Consider the following 22872-nt stretch of genomic DNA (forward strand, 5'->3'; position numbering starts at 1 on the left):
CACAACCGGCACACGGGAACACCCACCACCCGCTCGCTGATCGCCTACGACCACTGACCCGAGCACTTCGGACTTACTCGTCTAGGCCCTGTCGTTCGGACATGCCAGGCGCCCCGGGCCCGCCATGATCCGAAAGACACGGCCCAGACGCCGGGCCCGGCTCGCGGGCGGTGACCGCCGGGCTGCCGCTGCCGGCTGACCCTGACGTACTCTCGTGTCCCGTCAGGGTCAGCCTGTTCGAGCTAGTCGAGGGACTCACGTGGCAGAGGCGGAGAGCATCATCGGTACGCCGGAGGTCGGGGACGACGCCCAGCCGGAGTCCGCCGCGCCCAGGGGGCGCCGGCGGATCGTCGCGCTGCTGGTCGTCGCGCTGCTCGCCTACCTGCTCGACTTCGGCAGCAAGATGCTGGTCGTCGCGAAGCTGGAGCACCAGCCGCCGATCCGGATCATCGGTGATCTGCTGAAGTTCGAGGCGATCCGCAACCCGGGCGCCGCGTTCGGCTTCGGCGAGGCCTTCACCATCATCTTCACCTGCATCGCGGCCACCGTGATCATCGTGATCGTGCGGCTGGCCCGGAAGCTCTACAGCCTGCCGTGGGCGATCGCGCTGGGCCTGCTGCTCGGCGGCGCGCTGGGCAACCTCACCGACCGGATCTTCCGTTCGCCGGGGGTGTTCCGCGGTGCCGTGGTCGACTTCATCGCTCCCGCGCACTTCGCCGTCTTCAACCTCGCGGACTCGGCGATCGTGTGCGGCGGCATCCTGATCGTGCTGCTGTCGTTCAGGGGTCTGGACCCGGACGGCACCGTCCACAAGGACTGATCCGGGTCTCGTCGCGGGCTCTTCGGGGGCTCGTCACGGGCTCCCGGCGGGTTCGTCACGGGCTCATCGCGGGACGGGTGCGCCGTCGAGTCCTGCATACTCGACGGGTGAGTACGATTCCCGAGATCCGCACCCTGCCCGTTCCCGATGGCCTCGAAGGCGAGCGCGTGGACGCCGCCATCGCCCGTATGTTCGGTTTTTCCCGGACGAAGGCGGCCGAGCTCGCCGCCGCGGGGAAGGTGTCGGTCGACGGCAGCGTCGTCGGGAAGTCCGAGCGCGTGCACGGCGGCGCCTGGCTCGAAGTCGAGATGCCCGCGCCGCCGCGGCCGGTCGAGCTCGTCGCCGAGCCGGTCCCCGGCATGGAGATCGTCCATGACGACGACGACATCGTCGTGATCATGAAGCCGGTGGGCGTCGCCGCCCACCCGAGCCCCGGCTGGACCGGCACCACCGTCATCGGCGGCCTCGCCGCAGCCGGCTACCGGATCTCCACCTCCGGTGCCTCCGAGCGCCAGGGCATCGTGCACCGCCTCGACGTCGGCACGTCCGGCCTGATGGCCGTCGCCAAGTCCGAGCGCGCGTACACCTCCCTGAAGAACCAGTTCCGCGAGCGCGTCGTCGACAAGCGCTACCACGCGCTCGTCCAGGGCCACCCGGACCCGATGAGCGGCACGATCGACGCGCCGATCGGCCGCCACCCCAGCGCGGACTACAAGTGGGCCGTGACCCAGGAGGGCAAGCCCTCCGTCACCCACTACGACCTGATCGAGGCCTTCCGCGCCGCCTCGCTCCTCGACATCAAGCTGGAGACCGGGCGCACGCACCAGATCCGCGTGCACATGTCCGCGCACCGCCACCCGTGCGTCGGCGACCTCACCTACGGCGCCGACCCGACGGTGGCGAAGCGGCTGGGTCTGACCCGGCAGTGGCTGCACGCGGTGCGGCTCGGCTTCGAGCACCCCTCGGACGGCCGGTGGGTGGAGTTCGAGAGCACCTACCCGGCGGACCTCCAGCACGCGCTGGACGTGATCCGGGCGGAGAGCGAGTGACCTCGGCCGCCGAGGTCCGGGTCGCCGTCTCGGAGCAGGACCTGAAGGCCTGCTTCGCCGTGCGGACCGAGGTGTTCGTGGTCGAGCAGTCCGTGCCGGAGTCGATCGAGTACGACGCGTACGACGCCGTCGCGGTGCACGTGCTGGCCGTGTCGCCGCACGGGGAGCCCCTGGGCACCGGCCGGCTGCTGCACGGACCGGCCGCGCTCGCCAAGACCGGCGGCGACCCGGCGGTCGGCTCCCTCGGGCGGCTGGCCGTGCGCGAGGCCGCGCGCGGTCTGGGCGTCGGTGTGGCTCTGGTACGGGCGATCGAGGCCGAGGCGCTCCGGCTCGGCCTGTCGGCCGTGGACCTCGGCGCGCAGACGCACGCCCTCGGTTTCTACGAGGCGCTGGGGTACGAGGCCTACGGCCCGGAGTTCGAGGACGCGGGCATCCCGCACCGGGCGATGCGCCGCGGCCTGCCGTAGCCCCGGCCGCGCGGGTCCGGGGGCCGCGGAGTGTCGCCGGACCGCCGGGCCCGTCCTCTGCTCCGGCGGGGGCGGCCGAGCAGCCAGGTGGGGGAGGCCACGTCGGGGCGGGCTCATCCGCGCCCGGACGTGGGGCAGGGTGATGGAGTGGATCAGCTCGCTCTGCTTTTCGTACTGCTGCTCGGCGCCGTGGTCAGCGTGCCGCTCGGGGACCGGCTCGGGCTGCCCGCGCCCGTCCTGATGACGGTCGGCGGGGTCGCGCTCGCCCTGGTGCCGGCCGTCCCGAACGTCGACATCCCGCCCGAGTACATCCTGCCGCTCGTCCTGCCCCCGCTGCTCTACGCCTCGGCGCAGCGCACCTCCTGGCGGCAGTTCGCCGCCAACGTCCGGCCCATCCTCCTGCTCGCCGTGGCCCTCGTCTTCGTCACGACGGCCGCCGTCGCCGCCGTCGCGCACGCCGTCGTCCCCGGCCTGCCGCTCGCCGCCGCGGTCGCGCTCGGCGCCCTCGTGGCCCCGCCCGACCCGGTCGCCGCGACCGCCGTCGCCGGCGCGCTCGGGCTGCCGCGGCGCATGGTGTCGATCCTGGAGGGCGAGGGCCTCTTCAACGACGTCACCGCCATCGTCCTCTACCACGTGGCCATCTCCGCCGCCGTCAGCGGCACCTTCTCCTGGCCCGACGCGCTGGGGGAGTTCGTCCTCTCCGCGGTGGTCGCCGTGGCCGTCGGGCTCGGACTGGGCTGGGCCACCAACGCGCTCATGAGCAGGCTCGGCGACGCCACGCTCCAGATCGGGCTGACGCTGCTCGTCCCCTTCGTCTCGTACGTGGTGGCCGAGGAGCTCCAGGGATCGGGGGTGCTGGCCGTACTCACGACGGCACTGTTCCTCGCCGAGTACGCCTCCGACGCGGACGACGTGCTGGGGCGGCTCGCCGGGCACACGTTCTGGGAGGTCGTGGACATGCTGGTCACGGGCGTGGCGTTCGGGCTGATCGGCCTGGAACTGCACAACGTGTTCGGCGTCGCGGCCGGCCGCGAGTGGGAGATGGTCGGGTGGGCGGCCGCCGTGACCGCGGTCGTGGTCGGCGTACGGCTGCTGTGGCTGCTGCCGGCCGGCTGGCTGGCCAAACGGCTGCACAAGCGGCGCGACTACGACGAGGAGATCCCGCTGAGCTGGCGGGAGAGCGTGGTCATGTGGTGGGCCGGGATGCGCGGAGTGGCCTCGGTGGCCCTGGCGCTGGCCATCCCGCTGAAGGTGGACGGCGGGGCGCCGTTCCCGGCGCGGGACCAGATCATCTTCATCGCCTTCGCCGTGATCATGGTGACGCTGATCTGCCAGGGGCTGACCCTGCCGCGGCTGGTGCGGCTGCTGGGCGTGGAGGCCGACGAGGACGCCGAGCGGGAGACGGAGCGGAGGCTGGCGATCCGCGCGGCGAAGGCCGCGAAGCGGAGGCTGAAGGAGATCGAGGAGGTGGAGGACCTGCCGTCGGACCTGGTGGAGGTGCTCTACCGGCGGGCGTACGACGTGGGGGCCAGGATCAGCCCCGACATGGTGGACGAGGAGCGGCGGGAGGCGTACGCGAAGCGGGTGGAGCGGATCCGGGACGTCCAGCGGATCCAGCGGGAGATGATGTCGGCCGCCCGGCACGAGGTGCTGGCCGCGCGCAGCGAGCCGGGCGCGGACCCGGAGATCGTGGACCGGGTCCTGCGCCACCTCGACGTCCGCAGCCTCCGCAGCAGCTGAGGGTCCGGCCCTGACGGCGGCCGGGGGTCAGACCTCGTAGCGGGACGGGGCGAAGAGGCCGGGGTTCGCGGCGATCCACTCCGAGGTGCGGGCCAGCCCCTCCGTGAGGCGGACCCGCGGCTTCCAGCCCGCCCACTGCCGGGCACGGGAGTTGTCCGACAGGAGGCGCTGGACCTCACTGCCCGCCGGCCGCAGGCGGGACGCATCCACCACCACCTTCGCCTCGCGGCCCGAGGCCGCGATCAGCGCCCGCGCCAGCTCCCCGATCGAGATCTCCTCGCCGGTGCCGAGGTTGACCACCTCGCCCAGCGCCCGGTCGCACTGCGCCACCGCCAGGAAGCCCTCGGCCGTGTCCGTCACGTACGTGAAGTCCCGCGTCGGGGTCAGCGAGCCCAGCCGGACCTCCCGCGCGCCCGCGTGCAGCTGCGCCAAGACCGTCGGGATCACGGCCCGCGCCGACTGGCGGGGCCCGTACGTGTTGAACGGCCGGACCACGGTCACCGGCAGCTCGAACGCGTGGTGGAAGGAGAGCGCCATCATGTCCGCGCCGATCTTCGACGCCGAGTACGGGGACTGCGGCTGGAGCGGATGCGATTCCGCTATCGGGGCCGTCAGCGCCGTCCCGTAGACCTCGCTGGTGGACGTGTGCACCAGGCGGCGCACCCCGTGCCGGCGGCAGGCCTCCGCCATGTTCTCCGTACCGGTCACGTTCGTCTGCACGTACGCGCCCGGCGAGGCGTAGCTGTACGGGATCCCGATCAGCGCCGCCAGGTGGAACACGGTGTCGCAGCCCTCGACCGCGTCGCTGACCCGGCCCGCGTCGCGGATGTCGCCCGCCCACATCTCCACCGGCCCGCCGGGGTCGGCGAGGTGGTGCGCCAGGTGGCCCTTCTGCGCGTACGGCTTGTAGTGGACGAAGGCGCGGACCCGGGCGCCGCGCTCCACCAGCAGGTCGACCAGGGTGGACCCGATGAACCCCTCGGCTCCGGTGACGAGGACCGTGCGGCCGGTCCAGGGGTTCACGGTGTTCGCTGCGGTGTTCATACGTGCTCCAAGGTGGGAAGGGGGAGGCCGGCCACGCGGAGGACCTCCGCCGCCAGCAGTTCGGCGGCCCGGGCGTGCGGGCCGGGGTCGGCGGCCCCGGCCATGGAGGCCAGCCGGGCCGGATCGGCCAGCAGCGGGCCGAGGAGGACCGCCAGCCGGTCGGCGGTGGTCGCGTGGTCCGGCAGCAGCAGGCCCGCCCCCGCGTCGACGAGGACCCGGGCGTTGTGGGTCTGGTGGTCGCCGGGGGCGTGCGGGTACGGGACGAGCACGGCCGGGACCCCGGTCGCCGCCAGCTCGGCCACGGTCGCGGAGCCGGCCCGGCACACCACCAGGTCGGCGGCCGCGTACACGAGGTCCATCCGGTCCAGGTACGGCACGGCCCGGGCGATCCGCTGCCCGCCGCAGGCGGCGAGGTCGGCGGCGGTGTCCGCCAGCGCCCGCGGGCCCGTCTTGATCAGCAGCTGTACGTCGTCCCGCCCCTGCCAGAGCCCGGCCAGCCCGACCGCGGCCCCGGTCAGGCGGACCGCGCCCAGGCTGCCGCCGTTGAAGACGACCAGGCGGCGGCCGTCGGGGACGTGCAGGGCCCGCCGGGCCTCGGCGCGCAGCGCCGCCCGCTCCGGCCGGGAGCGCTCCGCCAGCCGTGCGAGGGCCGCCGAGATCGGCATTCCGGTGGTCAGCGCCCGCGCCCCGCCCGCCAGATGGGTGCGGCTGCGGTCGAAGGCCACGGCGACGTGCGGGGTGAGCCGGGCCGCGAACCGGTTGGCGCGGCCCGGCACCGCGTTGGACTCGTGGATGAGGGCCGGCAGCCCGGCCATCCGCGCCCCCAGCACGGCCGGCGCGCTCGGGTAGCCGCCCATGCCGACGACGGCGTGCGCGCCCTGGGCCCGGATCACCGAGCGCGCCTGCCCGGCCGAGCGCAGCAGCGCGGCCGGGAGAAGGTAGCGCTTCGCGCCGAGCGAAGGGTCGAACGGGATCATGTCGACGGTGTGCAGGCGGAATCCGGCGCCCGGGACCAGCTCGGTTTCCAGGCCCCGCTCGGTCCCGATGAACGAGACCACGGCATCCGGAACGGCCGCGCGCAGGGCCTCGGCGAGGGCGAGCCCGGGGTAGATGTGGCCGCCGGTGCCGCCCGCGCCGATCACCACGGACAGGGGTCGGAGGGAGGTGCGTCGTGTGGTCATGGGCGCAGCCTCCCGGTGCGCCCTAAGAAGGTTCTAAGAGGTCGTTTTATCCCGCTGTTTCATCCCGGCATGGGATGGTTCGTGGATATTTTTGGGTCGCGCCAGGAGATGGTGTTCTCGCCGGTGATGCGGCGGGCCATGAGGTCGGTCATGGCTAGGCTGACCAGGGCTTCGGAGCGGGTGGTCAGGGTTTCGTAGTCGCGGGCCAGGCGCCGGCGGAGCATGAGCCAGCCGTAGGTCCGCTCCACTGCCCAGCGCTTGGGGATCGGGGTGAAGCCCCTGGTCCCGGGCTTGCGGACGGTGATTTCCATGTCGATGCCGAGGGCGGCGGCATGCTCGACGAGATGCTGACGGTAGCCGCCGTCGACCCACACCTTCCGAACGGTGGGGTGTTCGGCTGCGACCTGGTCGATGAGGCGGGTGCCGGCGACGGAGTCCTGGACGCTGGCTGCTGTGACCAGCACCGCGAGGAGGAGGCCGAGAGTGTCGGTGACGATGCTTCGTTTGCGGCCCGCGATCTTCTTGCCCGCGTCGATGCCCTGACTTGCGGCAGGCACGCTGGTGGAGGTCTTGACGCTCTGCGCGTCGATCACACACGCCGATGGCTGCGCGTCCCGTTCTTCCTTCTCCCGCAGCAACTGGCGGAGGAGGCCATTGAGCTGGGCAAATATCCCCTCCTCCGCCCACCTGGCGAAGTAGCCGTAGACGCTTTGGTGCGGCGGGAAGTCATGCGGCAGGTAGGCCCACTGACAGCCGGTGCGGTCCACGTAGAGGATCGCGTTCATGATCTCGCGCAGGTCATGCCGCGGTGGTCGGCCGAAGTCCAGAGCCCGGCCACGGCGCTCGAAACGCCACGCCGACAGCACCGGCTCGATCAACTCCCAGCGAGCATCGGACAGATCACTCGGATACGGACGTCGCGTCGTCATGAATCCGGCGTACCGCGACGGACCGAGTGCGCCCAGGCGCACAGCCGCGACACCCGAAGCACGGGCCACCGAGGGCCGGACATCCTGGAATGAGACGGGAACAGGACCCGTCCCGCCCCACTCGCCACCCCACCCGTCCCACAGCCATCCACTGCATACGTGGCCACGACCGCACCACGACCGATCATCTTGAAAATCACACCAAAATAGGCTGATGAAGATTAAAACGACCTCTAAGAGGTTCTCTCAGAACCGTTTGGCAGGCTTTGCCCCATGAACACGGGCACGGGTGGCGCGCAGCGGATCCTGGTCGTGGACGACGAGCCCGAGGTGCGGGCCGCCGTCCAGGACGGGCTGGCCGTCGAGGGGTACGAGGTACGGGGGGCCGGCGACGGGCTGGCCGCGCTGTCGGAGGTGGCACTCTGGCAGCCCGACGCGGTGGTGCTCGACGTGATGATGCCCGTACTGGACGGGCTCGGGGTCTGCCGGCGGCTGCGCGCGCTGGGCGACCGTACGCCCGTACTCGTCCTGACCGCGCTGGACTCGGTCAGCGAGCGGGTCGACGGGCTGGAGGCGGGCGCCGACGACTACCTCGTCAAGCCGTTCGCACTGGACGAGCTGGTGGCCCGGGTCCGGGCCCTGCTGCGGCGGGCCGCACCCGATCCGGCCGGTGCGGCCCCGCTCGGCTTCGCCGACCTCGTACTCGATCCCGGGACGCGGACCGGCAGGCGCGGCGGGCGGCCGCTGGAGTTCAGCCGGACCGAGGCGGCGCTGCTGGAGCTGCTGCTGCGCCATCCCGGGCAGGTGCTGCCGCGGGAGCTGATCTTGGAGCTGGTGTGGGGGCGGGACTTCGGCCCGGACTCCAATTCCCTCGCGGTGTACGTGGGATACCTGCGGCGGAAGCTGGAGGCCGACGGTGAGCCGCGGCTGGTGCACACCGTCCACGGGGTCGGCTACCGGCTGGGAGCGGCGTGAGCGGCGGCGGCCGCGGCCGGCGCCGGCTCGGGGCGGCCTGGCGCAGGCGCCGGCCGCTGCGGACCCGGCTGGCGCTGGCGGCCACCGCGGCCGTGGCGCTGGTCGCGGTCGGGGTGTGCGCGGCGGCCTTCCTCGTCGTACGCAGCGCCCTGTACGAGCAGCTGAACCTGAGCCTGACCCAGTCGGCGCGGCTCGCGGCGCAGCGCAACCCGGACTCCGGGCCGGGGACCCTGGCCGGGGAGTGCCGGTTCCTGGCGGCGCCCGCCTGCGCCGAGGTGGTGCCGGCGGACCCGGCGAAGGACCCGGCGGCGCCGTACCTGCTGCCGGTGGACGCGGGGACGCGGGCGGTGGCGGCCGGGCGGCGCGCCCCGTTCTACACGGACGTCGTGCACGCCGGGCATCCGGCGCGGATGCTCACCACCGACTACGCGAAGGGGCGGGCGCTCCAGGTCGCGCTGCGGGCCGGCACCGTCGAGGACGGGATCGAGCAGGCGGCGTGGTGGCTGGCGCTGATCGGCGCGGGCGGCGTGCTGGTGGCGGCCGGGCTCGGGTACTGGGTGTCGCGGACCGGCCTGGCCCCGGTGACGCGGCTGACGGCCACCGCCGAGCGGATCGCGGCGACGCGCGATCCCCGGCACCGCATCGAACTGCCGCCGCCCGGGCCGCCGGGCTCGCCTGCCCGGGAGGACGAGATCACGCGGCTGGCCGGGAGCTTCAACACCATGCTGGCCGAGCTGGAGCAGTCGGTCACGGCGCAGCGGCGCCTCGTCGCGGACGCCTCGCACGAGCTGCGGACCCCGCTGACGGCGCTGCGGACCAACGCCGAGCTGCTGGCGAGGGGGGAGCGGCTGACGCCGGAGCAGCGCGAGCGGGCCTCGCTGGCGCTGGGGCGGCAGCTGCGGGAGGTGACGGGGCTGGTGAACGACCTGATCGAGCTGGCCCGGGACGAGGAGCCGCAGCCGCTGGTGGAACAGGTGCGGCTGGCCCCGCTGGTGGAGCACTGCGCGGCGGCGGCCCGGGCGCACCGGCCGTCGGTCCCGGTCCGCGTCCGCGTGGACGAGGTGGTGGTGGCGGGGGTGCCGGCGAGGCTGACGCGGCTCCTGTCGAACCTGCTCGACAACGCGGCGAAGTTCAGCCCGGCGGGGGCTCCGGTGGAGGTGGAGCTGGTGGCGCGGGCCGGGGGCGGGGCCGAGCTGACGGTACGCGACCACGGGCCGGGCATCGCGGCCGAGGACCTTCCGTACGTCTTCGACCGCTTCTACCGGGCGGGCGCGGCGCGGGCCCTGCCGGGCTCGGGGCTGGGCCTGGCGATGGCCCGCCAGATCGCCCGGGCGCACGCGGCGGAGCTGGTGGCGGAGGCCGCCCCGGGCGGGGGCGCGCTGTTCCGGCTGACGTTCTGAACCGGAGACCCGCCCCGGCCGTCAGGACGCGCCGGGGCGGGGGTCCGCCGGGGCGGTGGCGATGCGGGGGAGGGCGTACGGGTGGTGGGCCAGCAGCCAGCCGATCAGGCGTTCGCGGACCAGGCAGCGGACCGTCCAGAGGTCCGTGCCGTCCTTCGCCGTGACCACCGCCCGGACCTGGATCGTGTGCGGGGTGGTGTCCGTGACCGCGAGGGTGCCGGTCCGGCCGTCCCACTCCGGAATCCCCCTCAAGATCTCCTGGAGCCGCTCCCGCATGAGGTCCAGCGGCGCGCTGTGGTCCAGGTGCCAGAAGACCGTTCCGGTCATCTGGGCGCCGCCGCGCGACCAGTTCTCATACGGCTTTCCTGTGAAATACGACACAGGCATCGTGATCCGCCGCTCGTCCCAGGTGCGGACCACCAGGAAGGTCAGGGTGATCTCCTCGACCGTTCCCCACTCCTTGTCCACCACCACCGTGTCCCCGATCCGCACCGTGTCGCCGAAGGCGATCTGCAGTCCGGCGAACAGGTTGCCCAGCGAGGACTGGGCCGCGATGCCCGCCACGATGCCGAGCAGGCCCGCCGAGGCCAGCACCGAGGCGCCGACCGCCCTCATCGGCGGGAAGGTGAGCAGCATCGCCGACACCGCGACCACCACGACCACCGCCGTGACCACCCGGTGGATCAGCGTCACCTGGGTGCGCACCCGCCGCACGCGCGCGTCGTCCGGGTTCTGGGCGGCGTAACGGGCGTACGAGGAGTCCACGACCGCCGTCGCGATCCGCACCAGCAGCCACGCCGCCGAGCCGATCAGCACGAGGGTCAGCGTGCGGCCGACGGCGAAGAGGTACTCCCGCGGGATCCCCGCCCGCCGGTGCGCCCCGTACAGCAGCGTCGTGCACAGGACGAGTTGGAAGGGCGGGCGGCAGTGGCGCAGCCGGGCCCACAGCGAGGTCTCGTCGTGCCGGGCGTCGGTCCGGCGCAGCAGCAGGTCCAGCAGCCATCCGGCGAGCAGGGTGACGACCAGGGCCCCGCCGACGACGGCGATCGGGCGCAGAACGGTGTCCGTGTCCATGCACGTCAACGTAACCGGAACGCGGGCTCCGGCCGCTCGCATTCAACGAATGGCACGATGGGGTGCATGAACATCGTGCTTTTCCATTCGACGTACGGGCTGAGGCCCGCGGTGCACGCGGCGGCCGACCGGCTGCGCGCGGCCGGTCACCAGGTCAAGGTGCCGGATCTCTTCGAGGGGCGCACCTTCGAGACCGTCGAGGAGGGCATGGCGTACCGGGACGAGATCGGGCGCGACGAGCTGCTGAGGCGTGCGGTGCTCGCCTCGGCCCCCCACTCCGACCAGGGGCTGGTCTACGCAGGCTTCTCCTTCGGCGGCTCCGTCGCCCAGCACCTGGCCCTCGCCGACGAGAAGGCGCGCGGGCTGCTGCTCCTGCACGGGACGGCGGACTTGGACGAGGACACCGCGGTCGACGAACTGCCGGTGCAGCTGCACATCGCGGATCCCGACCCGTTCGAGACGCACGACTGGCTGACGGCCTGGTACCTGCGGATGCGGCGGGCGGGCGCGGACGTGGAGGTGCACCGCTACCCCGGCGCCGGGCACCTGTTCACGGACCCCGGCCTCGACGACTACGACGCCGAGGCCGCGGAGCGGACCTGGAAGGCCGCCACCGGCTTCCTCGACTCCCTGTAGGCGCCGCGGACAAGAGTGAGGGGCGGGGCACCAGTGCGTGCCCCGCCCCTCACCGCCGACGCCTCATCTCACGCGGCGACTAGCCGCGGTACGCGCTCCACATGCTCTTCATGCGGGACACCTGACCCGCGGTGAACTGGTACATGCAGGAGTCGTACGTGTAGTCCATGAAGTTGTGGATCGGGTCGACGCCCGCCTTGCTGGTGCAGCTGTCGCGGCCGGTCGGGCACTCGAAGGCCGCGCTCTTCTCGGCCGGGGTGTCGGAGACGGAGTCGCCGCTGCCCGAGCAGCCGCCCTGGAAGGTGTGGTACAGGCCCATCCAGTGGCCGACCTCGTGGGTGGCGGTGTCGCCCTCGTTGTAGTTGGCGGCGGAGCCGCCCGGCAGCGAGGTGTTGAGGATGACGACGCCGTCCATCTTGGGCTGCGAGGCGTAGGAGCTCGGGAAGGTCGCCCAGCCGAGGAGGCCGCCGCCGAGGTTGGCGGTGTACAGGTTGAGCGCGTTGGAGCCGCCCTTGCGCAGGGCGTTCTTCATGTCCGTCTCGGCCTGGGTGCCGTCCGAGACGTTGTACCAGGCGGCGTTGTCGGTGTAGTCGGTGGAGACCAGCGAGAACTGGTAGCCCGAGTCGACGTTGCCCGTGCCCTTGCCGCTGTACGCGGCGTTGAGGACCGCGATCTGGTTGCTGATGTCCGTGGCGGTCAGCTTGCCGGCGGAGCCGGACGTGATGACGTGGACGTACACCGGGATGGTCGTCGCGGCGGTGGCCTCGGCGGCGCGCATCTGGCGCTGCGGGCCCAGCTCGGCGCTCTTCTTGGCCAGGTCGGCGTCCATGGCCTTGACCTGGGCGTCCGTCACCTCGTTGGGGTCGGCCGCGCTCTTGTCCTTCGGGCGGGCGACGCGGGCGTTGGCGGAGGCGGTGCCGGCGTCGGCACAGGCCTCGGCGCCGGTCTTGGGCGCCGCGGCCACGGTCGTGGGGGCCGTGAGCGGGGCGAACGCCAGGGTTCCGGCCAGAACGGCCGTTCCCATGAGGCGGCGTCGGAGCATGGGGGATATGCGGGCGGAAGCGCGCACGTTGACTCCTCGCGGAAGCGTGGTGGGGGGTGAGGGAGTTCCTCACGCTGGCGCGAAGCTTATGTGTCCATGTCATGCACTGAGCAAGCCCTTTGCGTAAAAGATTTGTTGCGTCTGATGACGAAGGGGCACCTGGTCTGCACCAGGCGCCCCTTCCAGCAGGAGATTTGACGGGTCGTCAATAGGACCTCAGCCCACCGGCTGGTACGACCGCTCCACCTTCTGCGTGCCGTTCGCCGTGCGGTACGAACGGGTCCACGCGGCGGTGGCGGCCGGATTCCGCTTGTCGGACACGGCGTAGTAGTCCATCTGCGAGCGCTCGGCCGTCACGTCCAGCACCCCGTAGCCGTGGGCGTCCATGTCCAGCCACTTCACGTGCCAGTTGGCGGCCTTGACCGCGGCCTCCGCTACGAGCGAGGCGGTGTCCGCCGGCACGTGCAGGAGGTCGTCGATGTTGTCGGAGGTCACCGACGTCACCACGAACTCGGTGGCCGCCGTACCCGAGCCCGGGTAGGTCGCCATGTTCATCGGGACCTCGTTGGCCCAGGCCATGTGGATGTCGCCGGTGAGGAAGACCGTGTTCTTGATCTTCTGGTCCTTGAGGTGGTTCAGCAGCTCCTTGCGGTCGTCCGTGTAGCCGTCCCACTGGTCCACGTTGATCGCGAGGCCGCCCTCGGGCAGGCCCAGCAGCTTCGCCAGCGGCGCCAGCAGGTGCGCGGGCAGCGAGCCGAAGGCCACCGGTGAGATCATCACCGAGGTGCCGACCAGCTTCCAGGTCGCGTTCGAGCTCGCGAGACCCGACTTGAGCCAGTCCAGCTGGGCCCGGCCGGTGATGGTGCGCTCGGGGTCGTCCACCGCGCCGCTGCCGACCTTGGCCTGCTGGGAGCGGAAGGTGCGCAGGTCCAGCAGGTGCAGGTCGGCGAGGTTGCCGAAGCGCAGCCGCCGGTAGACGGTGCCGGCCGTGGAGGTGCGCACCGGCATCCACTCGAAGTACGCCTGCTTGGCGGCGGCCGCGCGGGCCGCCCAGTCGCCCTCGGTGGCGGGGGTGTGGTTCTCGGCCCCGCCCGACCAGGAGTCGTTGGCGAACTCGTGGTCGTCCCATATCGCGACGATCGCGTGGGCGGCGTGCAGCGCCTGGAGGTCGGTGTCGGTCTTGTACGTGCCGTGCCGGGTCCGGTAGTCGGCGAGGGTGAGGATCTCGTGCCGGGGCTCGTGCGCGCGTACGACGTACTTCGCCTCGGGGTAGGCCCCGTTGGCGTACTCGTAGATGTAGTCGCCCAGGTGCAGGATCGCGTGCAGGTCGGTGCGGGCGGCCAGGTGGCGGTAGGCCGAGAAGTAGCCGGCCTCCCAGTTGGCGCAGGAGACCACGCCGAAGCGGACCCCGGGGGTGCTCGCGTCGTGGCCCGGTGCCGTCAGGGTGCGCCCCACCGGGGAGACGGCCGCGCCCGCGGTGAACCGGTAGAAGTACGGGGTCTGCGGCCGCAGTCCGCGGACGTCCGCCTTGACCGTGTGGTCGGTGGCGGCGGTCGCGGTGACGGAGCCGCCGGCCACGATGCGGGAGAAGGCCTTGTCCTCGGCGACCTCCCAGGTCACCTGGGTGGCAGGGCCGGCGCCGGAGCCGGGCACGGCTTCGGGGGTCGGGGTGACGCGGGTCCACAGCAGGATCCCGTCGGGCAGCGGGTCACCGGAGGCGACGCCGTGCAGGAAGGCGGGCCCGTTCGAGGCCGCCGACGCGGGGGAGGCGCCCAGGGCGGCTGTCGCGAAGGGCGCGAGGGCGGCGGTGGCCGCAGCGGCCTTGACGACCGTACGGCGGCGCGGGGTCGCCGCGGTGGCGGAGGGGAGATGACTGGTCACGGACCGGCATATTACTGACGGGTACACCCAGGGGAACACCCCTCGTAAGGCAACGGGCGGGCGAACTCTTCGAGTGCGCCCGCCCGTTGCCCCACCGGCCTGTTCGGCGGGTCAGCCCGCGAGGGCCTTGTCGACCTCGGCCGTGAACTCCTGCGGGGTCATCTTGACCTCGACCTTCTTGCCGTCCATCTTCAGCGACGGGGTGCCCGTCATGCCGCTCTTGTCGAAGACCTTCGACATCTCGATGGCCCAGCGGTTGTACGTGCCGTCCTCGACGGCCTTCTTGAACTCGGCGTTGCCCTTGAGCGCCGGCACCTGGTCCGCGATCTTGAGCAGGTAGTCGTCCTTGCCGAACTTGTCGTCGCGCTCCTCGGGGTGGTTCTCCTTGGAGTACAGGGCGCTCTTGTACTCCAGGAAGGCCTCGGGGCTGACGTTCAGGGCCGCGCCCAGCGCGCTCAGCGCGTTCTTCGCACCGGTGCCGCCGAAGCCCTTGTCCAGGAAGGTGGCACCGATGTACTGGATCTTGTACTTGCCGGCGTCGACGTCCTTCTTGATCTGCGGGCCCACGGACTGCTCGAACTGGGAGCAGACCGGGCAGCGCGAGTCCTCGTAGACCTCCAGGGTCTTCTTGGCGTCGGCCTTGCCTATGACGACGGTGGTGCCGTTGTCGCCCGAGGTGTTCTTCGGGGCGACCAGGGTCGCGTCGGCGGCCTTCTCCCACTCGCTCGGCTTGTTCGACTGGACGACCAGGTAGCCGACGCCGCCGGCCACGGCCAGGACGGCGACGACGGCGCCGGCCACCAGGACCTGGCGGCGCGCCTTCGCCTTCTTGGCCTGCTTCTCGCGCTCGGCGCGCAGCCGCTCGCGGGCCGCCGCCTTGTTGGCCTGGCTGTTGCGTGAACTCATGGTGATCTCCGTGGGGTGTGGCGGGGGAAAGGGGACTGCGTACGTGGGTCAGGCGCAGACGAGCGCGCCGCGTACGGGAGGTCCCCGGCGGCCCACGGAGTGGGCGGGGAAGCGGGTACGGGCCCCCGCGCCCGCCGGGGCCGGGCGCGGCATCCGCCGCACCGGGCCGAGGGCGGCGACCGCCGAGGCCGCCGCCAGCAGCAGGGGCCGGAACGCGGAGGCGGCCACCGCGCGCAGCAGCTGGCCCAGCGCCTTCTCCCCGTACCGCAGCCAGGCCGCGGCGAGCAGCCCGACGGAGACGTGGGCGCCGAGCAGCAGCCACGGGGTCCAGGCCCCGGCCGAGGCGAGCAGGGCCACCGGGTCGGGGACGGCCCCGGGCACCTCGGCCAGCGGGCCGCCCAGCGGCGGGCCGCCGCACAGTTCGTCGAAGCCCATGGCCCGCAGCGGCCCGGCCACGGGCCCGCCGGCCGGGCCGTAGCAGACGTGCTGTCCGGCCGTGAAGACCGTGTCGGCCGCCAGCTCCAGCGGAACGAGCAGTCCGGCGATGGGGCCGAAGCCCCGCTCGCGGCCGGCCAGCGCGTACGTGAGCAGGAACACGCCGGCGAAGGCCCCGGCCGCGAGGGCGGGGGGCAGCGGGACGCGGGACATCAGGACGTGCGAGCCGGCCGAGAGCAGCACGACGAGCGCGCTGAACAGCGCGGCCCGCAGCCCTCTCAGTCCTGCCCTCGATATGTCCATCGCCGCGAGTCTGCCACGAGACCCTGTGAGGAGGGGTCCCAGGCCCCGGAACGGCCGGTTCCTGCGGCCCCTCCCCGCTGCGCCCGGTGCGTGGGCCCGTCAGCGCGTGATGCGGCCGTTGCGGAACAGGTCCACGAAGATCTGGTGGTCGGCGCGGGCCCGGGCCCCGTACGCGTGCGCGAAGTCGACCAGCAGCTCCGCGAAGCCCTCCTCGTCGGCGGCGATCACCGCGTCGATGGCCCGCTCGGTGGAGAACGGCACCAGGGAGTGCCCGCTCTCGGCCTCGTCGGCCGCGGCGTGCATGGTCGCCGTCGCCCGGCCGAGGTCCGCGACGACGGCCGCGATCTCCTCGGGGTCGTCCAGGTCCGACCAGTCCAGGTCCACCGCGTACGGGGAGACCTCGGCCACCAGCTGGCCGGAGCCGTCCAGCTCCGTCCAGCCCAGCCACGGGTCGGCGTGGGCCTGCAGGGCCCGCTGGGAGATCACCGTGCGGTGCCCCTCGTGCCGGAAGTAGTCCCGTACGGCCCGGTCGGTGATGTGCCGGGAGACGGCCGGGGTCTGCGCCTGCTTGAGGTAGATCACGACGTCGTTCTCCAGGGCGTCGCTGTGCCCCTCCAGCAGGATGTTGTACGAGGGCAGGCCGGCCGAGCCGATCCCGACGCCGCGGCGGCCCACCACGTCCTTGACACGGTAGGAGTCGGGCCGCACCAGGGACTCGTCCGGCAGGGTCTCCAGGTACCCGTCGAAGGCGGCGAGCACCTTGTACCGGGTGGCCGCGTCCAGCTCGATCGAGCCGCCGCCGGAGGCGAAGCGGCGCTCGTAGTCGCGGATCTCGGTCATCGAGTCCAGCAGGGAGAAGCGGGTGCGGGAGCGGGCCGAGCGCAGGGCGCCCAGCAGGGGGCCCTCGGCGGTGTCCAGGGTGAAGGAGGGCACTTCCTCGTTCTTGGCGCCGGTGGCCAGGCGGTGGATCCGCTCGCGGTAGGCGGCCGCGTAGGTCCGCACCAGGTCGCTGATCTGCTCGTCACTGAGCGCCTTGGTGTAGCCGATCAGGGCGACGGAGGCCGCGAACCGCTTGAGGTCCCAGGTGAAGGGGCCGACGTACGCCTCGTCGAAGTCGTTGACGTTGAAGATCAGGCGGCCGTTCGCATCCATGTACGTGCCGAAGTTCTCGGCGTGCAGATCGCCGTGGATCCACACCCGGCCCGTGCGCTCGTCCAGGTAGGGCCCGCCGTGGCGGTCGCGCTCCAGGTCGGCGTAGAAGAGGCAGGCCGTGCCGCGGTAGAAGGCGAAGGCCGACGCCGCCATCTTGCGGAACTTGACCTGGAAGGCCGCGGGGTCGGCGGCGAGCAGCTCACCGAATGCCGTGTCGAACACATCGAGTATCTGCTCGGCGCGCTGCTCGTTCGTCGTCTCGGGGACCGCCATGGCGGGTGCCTCCTGGTGGCGCGGGTGGTTCGTTTTTCGGACAGGTGTCCTTGGGTCTGCAACGGATGAAGGTACCGGTCGGTGCCCGGCTCGTGTCATTCCACCGACGTAGACTTCGAGGCTGCCCCCCTCGTTCCCCCCGGAGGTCTGCCACCGTGACCAAGCCGCCGTTCACGCACCTGCACGTCCACACCCAGTACTCGCTGCTGGACGGTGCCGCGCGGCTGAAGGACATGTTCAACGCGTGCAACGAGATGGGCATGACGCACATCGCCATGTCCGACCACGGCAACCTGCACGGTGCCTACGACTTCTTCCACACCGCCCAGAAGGCCGGGATCACGCCGATCATCGGCATCGAGGCGTACGTGGCGCCCGAGTCCCGGCGCAACAAGCGGCGCATCCAGTGGGGCCAGCCGCACCAGAAGCGCGACGACGTCTCCGGTTCCGGTGGCTACACCCACAAGACCATCTGGGCCTCCAACGCCACCGGCCTGCACAACATCTTCCGGCTGTCCTCCGACGCGTACGCCGAGGGCTGGCTCACGAAGTGGCCGCGGATGGACAAGGAGACCATCTCCAAGTGGTCCGAGGGCCTGATCGCCTCCACCGGCTGCCCCTCCGGCGAGGTGCAGACCAGGCTGCGCCTCGGCCAGTTCGACGAGGCCGTGCAGGCGGCCTCCGACTACAAGGACATCTTCGGCGAGGGGCGCTACTTCCTGGAGCTGATGGACCACGGCATCGAGATCGAGCGCCGGGTGCGCGACGGGCTGCTGGAGATCGGCAAGAAGCTCGGCATCCCGCCGCTGGTCACGAACGACTCGCACTACACGTACGCGAGCGAGGCCTCCGCGCACGACGCCCTGCTGTGCATCCAGACCGGCAAGAACCTCTCGGACCCGGACCGCTTCCGCTTCGACGGCACGGGCTACTACCTCAAGTCGACCGACGAGATGTACGCCATCGACTCCTCGGACGCCTGGCAGGAGGGCTGCGCCAACACGCGGCTGGTCGCGGACCAGATCGACACCGAGGGCATGTTCAAGTTCCGCAACCTCATGCCGAAGTTCGACATCCCGGAGGGCCACACCGAGGTCAGCTGGTTCCGCGAGGAGACCATGCGCGGCATGCACCGCCGCTACCCGGGAGGCATCCCGGAGGACCGGATGAAGCAGGCCGAGTACGAGATGGACACGATCATCTCGATGGGCTTCCCCGGCTACTTCCTCGTGGTCGCCGACTTCATCATGTGGGCCAAGAACCAGGGCATCGCGGTGGGCCCGGGCCGAGGCTCCGCGGCCGGCTCGATCGTCGCGTACGCCATGGGCATCACCGACCTCGACCCGCTCACCCACGGTCTGATCTTCGAGCGCTTCCTGAACCCCGAGCGCGTCTCCATGCCCGATGTCGACATCGACTTCGACGAGCGCAGGCGCGTCGAGGTGATCCGGTACGTGACGGAGAAGTACGGCCAGGACAAGGTGGCCATGATCGGCACCTACGGCACCATCAAGGCCAAGAACGCGATCAAGGACTCGGCCCGCGTGCTGGGCTACCCGTACGCCATGGGCGACCGGCTCACCAAGGCCATGCCCGCCGACGTCCTCGGCAAGGGCATCCCGCTCTCCGGCATCCTCGACCCGGCCCACCCCCGCTACAGCGAAGCGGGCGAGATCCGCTCGATGTACGAGAACGAGCCGGACGTGAAGAAGGTCATCGACACCGCCCGCGGTGTGGAGGGCCTGGTCCGCCAGATGGGCGTGCACGCCGCCGGCGTGATCATGTCCAGCGAGACGATCACCGACCACGTGCCCGTCTGGGTGCGGCACACCGACGGCGTCACCATCACCCAGTGGGACTACCCGAGCTGCGAGTCGCTCGGCCTGCTGAAGATGGACTTCCTCGGCCTGCGCAACCTCACGATCATGGACGACGCCGTCAAGATGGTGAAGGCCAACAAGGGGATCGACATCGACCTCCTGGCCCTGCCGCTCGACGACCCCAAGACCTTCGAACTGCTCGGCCGCGGCGACACCCTCGGCGTCTTCCAGTTCGACGGCGGGCCCATGCGCTCCCTGCTGCGCCTGATGAAGCCCGACAACTTCGAGGACATCTCCGCCGTCTCGGCCCTGTACCGGCCGGGCCCGATGGGCATGAACTCGCACACGAACTACGCCCTGCGCAAGAACAAGCAGCAGGAGATCACCCCGATCCACCCGGAGCTCGAAGAGCCGCTGCGGGAGGTCCTGGACGTCACCTACGGCCTCATCGTCTACCAGGAGCAGGTCCAGAAGGCCGCCCAGATCATCGCCGGCTACTCGCTCGGCGAGGCCGACATCCTGCGCCGCGTGATGGGCAAGAAGAAGCCCGAGGAGCTGGCGAAGAACTTCGTCATCTTCGAGGAGGGCGCGCGCAAGAAGGGCTTCAGCGACGCGGCGATCAAGGCGCTGTGGGACGTCCTGGTCCCCTTCGCCGGCTACGCCTTCAACAAGGCCCACTCCGCCGCGTACGGCCTGGTCTCGTACTGGACCGCCTACCTGAAGGCGAACTACCCGGCCGAGTACATGGCGGGCCTGCTCACCTCGGTCAAGGACGACAAGGACAAGTCCGCGATCTACCTGAACGAGTGCCGGCGCATGGGCATCAAGGTGCTCCCGCCGAACGTCAACGAGTCCGAGCCGAACTTCGCGGCCCAGGGCGACGACGTGATCCTCTTCGGCCTGACCGCGGTGCGCAACGTCGGCCAGAACGTCGTCGAGTCGATCATCAAGACCAGGAAGGCGAAGGGGAAGTTCTCCTCCTTCCCCGACTTCCTGGACAAGGTCGAGGCCGTCGTCTGCAACAAGCGCACCATCGAGTCCCTGATCAAGGCCGGCGCCTTCGACGAGATGGGCCACACCCGCAAAGGCCTGGTCGCCCACCACGAGCCGATGATCGACAACGTGGTCGCGGTCAAGCGCAAGGAGGCCGAGGGACAGTTCGACCTCTTCGGCGCCATGGGTGACGAGGGCGCGGGCGACGAGCCCGGCTTCGGGCTCGACGTCGAGTTCTCCGACGTGGAGTGGGAGAAGTCCTACCTGCTCGCGCAGGAGCGCGAGATGCTCGGGCTGTACGTCTCCGACCACCCGCTCTTCGGCCTGGAGCACGTGCTCTCCGACAAGACCGACGCCGGCATCTCCCAGCTGACCGGCGGGGAGCACTCCGACGGCGCCGTCGTCACCATCGGCGGCATCATCTCCGGCCTCCAGCGCAAGATGACCAAGCAGGGCAACGCCTGGGCCATCGCCACCGTCGAGGACCTCGCGGGCTCCATCGAGTGCATGTTCTTCCCGGCGACCTACCAGCTCGTCTCCACGCAGCTGGTCGAGGACACCGTCGTCTTCGTCAAGGGCCGCCTCGACAAGCGCGAGGACGTCCCCCGGCTCGTCGCCATGGAGATGATGGTCCCCGACCTCTCCTCGGCCGGGACGAACGCCCCCGTCGTCCTCACCATCCCGACGGTCAAGGTCACTCCTCCGATGGTCACCCGGCTGGGCGAGATCCTGCGGCACCACCGGGGCAACACCGAGGTCCGGATCAAGCTCCAGGGACCGCGCTCCACCACCGTGCTGCGCCTCGACAAGCACCGGGTCCAGCCCGATCCCGCGCTCTTCGGTGACCTCAAGGTGCTCCTCGGGCCGTCCTGCCTGGCCGGATAGCGCCGGTCGCGGGAGGCCTCGTACGGGCCCGCACCCGTAGCGGAACGTGAAGAAGGGCGCGCCCAGAGCTCTGGGCGCGCCCTCGTGCGTGGTGCTCGCGGAGGCGTCAGTTGTGGCCGAACTTCTTCTGCTTGCCCTTGCGCGCCATGTCCATCGGGCTCGGGGCGCCGCCCGAGGGCTCGGACACCGATGCCGACGAGCTCTTCGACGGATCCTGCGAGGAGGAGCGGGCCTGTTGCTTCTGTTCGTGCTGGCGGTTCTTGTTCTTGGCCATGGTGGAGCCTCCGTGAGGGTCTAGGGGCCAGGACCGCCTTCACCCTCACACGACGCCACAAACCGCGCATTTTGGATCTTGACTCCGCGTAGTCGCCGGCCCCCCGTTCCGGGGCGAGTCCGAGATCCGCCACGCCGATGATCGAGTTCCGGCCGTCAACACCCTTGCGGTCGGGCAGACTCGGGGAACCCGCGACACACACAGAGGATCCCCAGGGAAGAGGGTGGTACGCGTGGACCGCTGCGTCGTCCTGGTGGACGCCGGCTATCTGCTGGGCGCCGCCGCCAGTCTTCTCGCCGGGGAGCCCTCCCGCTCCCGCATCACCGTCGACCATGCCGCCCTGATCCAGGGCCTGCGCGAGCGCGCGGAGGCCGACACCGAGCAGCCCCTGCTGCGCATCTACTGGTTCGACGGCGCACCCGACCGCGTGCCCCAGCCCGAACACCGGCGGCTGCGCGTCATGTCCCGCGTCACCGTCCGCCTCGGTGCCCTGACCCGCAGCGACGGCCGCTGGGCGCAGAAGGGCGTGGACGCCGCCATGCACGCCGAGCTGACCGAGCTGGCCCGCAACCGCGCCTGCTCCGACGTCGTCCTCGTCACGGGCGACGGGGACCTGCTGCCCGGCCTGATGTCCGCCAAGGAGCACGGGGTCGCCGTCCACCTGTGGGCCGTCCAGGCCGCCGACGGCGACTACAACCAGTCCGAGGACCTCGTCGCCGAGGCCGACGAACGCCGCGTCCTGGACCGGGCCTGGATCACCCGGGCCGTCCGCGCCAAGGACCTCGCCGGACTGTGCGCGCCGCCGCCCGCGCCCCGCCCCGAGATCGCGGCGATCCTCTCCGCCCCGCTGCCCGAGGCGGCCCTCGCCGAGGCCGCCCGCAGCGCCGGGACCAACGGCGCCGCGGCCCCCGCACCCGCCGAGCCCGCAGGGAGCGGCGCCCCCGTGCCCGCCCCCGCCGCCGGGGGCAAGGCCGTACCCACGCCCAAGGACCTCGCCGGCTCGCTGCGCGCCCCCGGCCAGCAGCCCGGTCCCGCGGGCGGCCACGGCGGCAGCGCCCAGCCCCCGGCCGGCAGCGCCCTGCGCTGGTCCTCCGACAAGGGCTGGATCGACCGGGCCGGACCGCTCGGCGAACCCGCCGAGACCGCCTCGCTGCCCACCCTCGCCCAGCTCACCAGCGCCGAGCAGCGCTGGGCGGACCGCGAGGAGGACATCACCACCGTCGGCGGCGACCCCTTCGAGGTCGGCCAGGTGTTCGCCCGGCGCTGGATGGAGCGCCTGCCGGAAACCGTCCACCTGCAGAAGCTCGCCACGATGTACCCGCGGATCCCGCACCGCATCGACGGGGAGCTGCTGCGCTACGCGGCCCGGTTCGGGCTGCTCGCGCACAAGGACGACCAGATCGACGAGCACGACCGCTACGCCATCCGCGCCGGGTTCTGGCGGGAGATCGACGTCCGCGCCGCCGCCGAACACGTCGCCGGCGCCCCCTCCGCCGTGGCCGCGGGACCGGCCTCGCCGGCGGCCGAGTAGCCCCCGTCGGGGCGCCGGCACCGGCGCCGGCCAGGACGTGGGGGGCACCTCCCGGCGGCGGC

The 22872-nt window shown here is 71.8% G+C and carries 19 protein-coding genes; 9 read left to right on the top strand and 10 right to left on the bottom strand.

All coding sequences use genetic code 11. The annotated features are described in order from the left end of the window. The first annotated feature begins 259 nt into the window (after positions 1-259). The 4 genes from lspA (at position 260) to ACS04_RS31670 (ending at position 4076) form a co-directional block, all read left to right on the top strand. Positions 260-820 carry a signal peptidase II gene (lspA, locus tag ACS04_RS31655; protein ID WP_048480296.1) on the top strand — a complete coding sequence of 187 codons (561 nt, stop codon included), beginning with the start codon at positions 260-262 and terminating at the stop codon, positions 818-820. A gap of 107 nt (positions 821-927) precedes the next feature. Continuing rightward, positions 928-1869 (top strand): RluA family pseudouridine synthase, encoded by a 942-nt coding sequence (locus ACS04_RS31660; RefSeq protein ID WP_048480297.1) that lies wholly within the window; start codon positions 928-930, stop codon positions 1867-1869. Further along, complete coding sequence (locus ACS04_RS31665; RefSeq protein ID WP_048480298.1) at positions 1866-2336, top strand: GNAT family N-acetyltransferase; 471 nt, start codon at positions 1866-1868, stop codon at positions 2334-2336. Before ACS04_RS31660 ends, ACS04_RS31665 begins: the two co-directional genes overlap by 4 nt. 147 nt (positions 2337-2483) lie before the next feature. Further along, positions 2484-4076 carry a Na+/H+ antiporter gene (locus ACS04_RS31670; RefSeq protein WP_048480299.1) on the top strand — a complete coding sequence of 531 codons (1593 nt, stop codon included), beginning with the start codon at positions 2484-2486 and terminating at the stop codon, positions 4074-4076. A 27-nt stretch (positions 4077-4103) separates the two neighbouring features. On the opposite strand, the gene ACS04_RS31675 is transcribed toward ACS04_RS31670, so the two are convergent. Genes ACS04_RS31675 through ACS04_RS31685 form a run of 3 tightly spaced genes read right to left on the bottom strand, consistent with a single transcriptional unit; the run spans position 4104 to position 7230 of the window. Then, positions 4104-5120 carry an SDR family NAD(P)-dependent oxidoreductase gene (locus ACS04_RS31675; protein ID WP_048480300.1) on the bottom strand — a complete coding sequence of 339 codons (1017 nt, stop codon included), beginning with the start codon at positions 5118-5120 and terminating at the stop codon, positions 4104-4106. After that, positions 5117-6301 carry a UDP-N-acetylglucosamine--N-acetylmuramyl-(pentapeptide) pyrophosphoryl-undecaprenol N-acetylglucosamine transferase gene (locus ACS04_RS31680; protein ID WP_048480301.1) on the bottom strand — a complete coding sequence of 395 codons (1185 nt, stop codon included), beginning with the start codon at positions 6299-6301 and terminating at the stop codon, positions 5117-5119. Before ACS04_RS31680 ends, ACS04_RS31675 begins: the two co-directional genes overlap by 4 nt. 59 nt (positions 6302-6360) lie before the next feature. Next, positions 6361-7230: an IS5 family transposase gene (locus ACS04_RS31685; RefSeq protein ID WP_078865559.1), complete on the bottom strand. Its 870-nt coding sequence runs from the start codon at positions 7228-7230 to the stop codon at positions 6361-6363. A 273-nt stretch (positions 7231-7503) separates the two neighbouring features. Here ACS04_RS31685 and ACS04_RS31690 point away from each other — a divergent pair, with 273 nt between their 5' ends. Both ACS04_RS31690 and ACS04_RS31695 read left to right on the top strand, forming a co-directional pair. Then, positions 7504-8205, top strand: coding sequence for a response regulator transcription factor (locus tag ACS04_RS31690; protein WP_048480303.1), 702 nt, complete (start codon positions 7504-7506; stop codon positions 8203-8205). Then, on the top strand, positions 8202-9605 hold the full coding sequence (locus ACS04_RS31695; protein WP_048480304.1) for a sensor histidine kinase: 1404 nt from the start codon (positions 8202-8204) through the stop codon (positions 9603-9605). Before ACS04_RS31690 ends, ACS04_RS31695 begins: the two co-directional genes overlap by 4 nt. A 21-nt stretch (positions 9606-9626) precedes the next feature. On the opposite strand, the gene ACS04_RS31700 is transcribed toward ACS04_RS31695, so the two are convergent. Then, positions 9627-10679 (bottom strand): mechanosensitive ion channel family protein, encoded by a 1053-nt coding sequence (locus ACS04_RS31700; protein ID WP_048480305.1) that lies wholly within the window; start codon positions 10677-10679, stop codon positions 9627-9629. Between the two features lie 57 nt (positions 10680-10736). Here ACS04_RS31700 and ACS04_RS31705 point away from each other — a divergent pair, with 57 nt between their 5' ends. Then, positions 10737-11315 (top strand): dienelactone hydrolase family protein, encoded by a 579-nt coding sequence (locus tag ACS04_RS31705; RefSeq protein WP_209441823.1) that lies wholly within the window; start codon positions 10737-10739, stop codon positions 11313-11315. A 79-nt stretch (positions 11316-11394) separates the two neighbouring features. Here the strand turns inward: ACS04_RS31705 and ACS04_RS31710 are convergent, their stop codons facing one another. The 5 genes from ACS04_RS31710 to ACS04_RS31730 form a co-directional block, all read right to left on the bottom strand. Continuing rightward, positions 11395-12339, bottom strand: a complete 945-nt coding sequence (locus ACS04_RS31710) for a zinc metalloprotease (RefSeq protein WP_048480349.1) — start codon at positions 12337-12339, stop codon at positions 11395-11397. Between the two features lie 234 nt (positions 12340-12573). Next, a complete protein-coding gene (locus ACS04_RS31715; protein WP_048480307.1) occupies positions 12574-14238 on the bottom strand; it encodes an alkaline phosphatase D family protein in 1665 nt (554 codons plus the stop codon). 111 nt (positions 14239-14349) lie between these two features. Beyond that, on the bottom strand, positions 14350-15144 hold the full coding sequence (locus ACS04_RS31720) for a thioredoxin domain-containing protein (RefSeq protein WP_048480308.1): 795 nt from the start codon (positions 15142-15144) through the stop codon (positions 14350-14352). Positions 15145-15192: 48 nt separating this feature from the next. Beyond that, positions 15193-15882, bottom strand: coding sequence for a hypothetical protein (locus tag ACS04_RS31725; protein ID WP_048480309.1), 690 nt, complete (start codon positions 15880-15882; stop codon positions 15193-15195). A gap of 99 nt (positions 15883-15981) precedes the next feature. After that, positions 15982-17307, bottom strand: a complete 1326-nt coding sequence (locus ACS04_RS31730; protein ID WP_048480310.1) for a DUF2252 domain-containing protein — start codon at positions 17305-17307, stop codon at positions 15982-15984. A 155-nt stretch (positions 17308-17462) separates the two neighbouring features. Here ACS04_RS31730 and dnaE point away from each other — a divergent pair, with 155 nt between their 5' ends. Then, positions 17463-21005 carry a DNA polymerase III subunit alpha gene (gene dnaE, locus ACS04_RS31735; protein WP_048480311.1) on the top strand — a complete coding sequence of 1181 codons (3543 nt, stop codon included), beginning with the start codon at positions 17463-17465 and terminating at the stop codon, positions 21003-21005. A 106-nt stretch (positions 21006-21111) separates the two neighbouring features. Here the strand turns inward: dnaE and ACS04_RS38740 are convergent, their stop codons facing one another. After that, positions 21112-21279, bottom strand: coding sequence for a hypothetical protein (locus ACS04_RS38740; RefSeq protein WP_167352613.1), 168 nt, complete (start codon positions 21277-21279; stop codon positions 21112-21114). Between the two features lie 223 nt (positions 21280-21502). Between ACS04_RS38740 and ACS04_RS31740 the strand changes: the two genes are divergently transcribed. Then, a complete protein-coding gene (locus tag ACS04_RS31740; protein WP_078865560.1) occupies positions 21503-22810 on the top strand; it encodes an NYN domain-containing protein in 1308 nt (435 codons plus the stop codon). Positions 22811-22872: the final 62 nt, after the last annotated feature.

The sequence above is a fragment of the Streptomyces roseus genome, assembly GCF_001044425.1.
GTDB classification, from domain to species: Bacteria; Actinomycetota; Actinomycetes; order Streptomycetales; family Streptomycetaceae; genus Streptomyces; species Streptomyces roseus.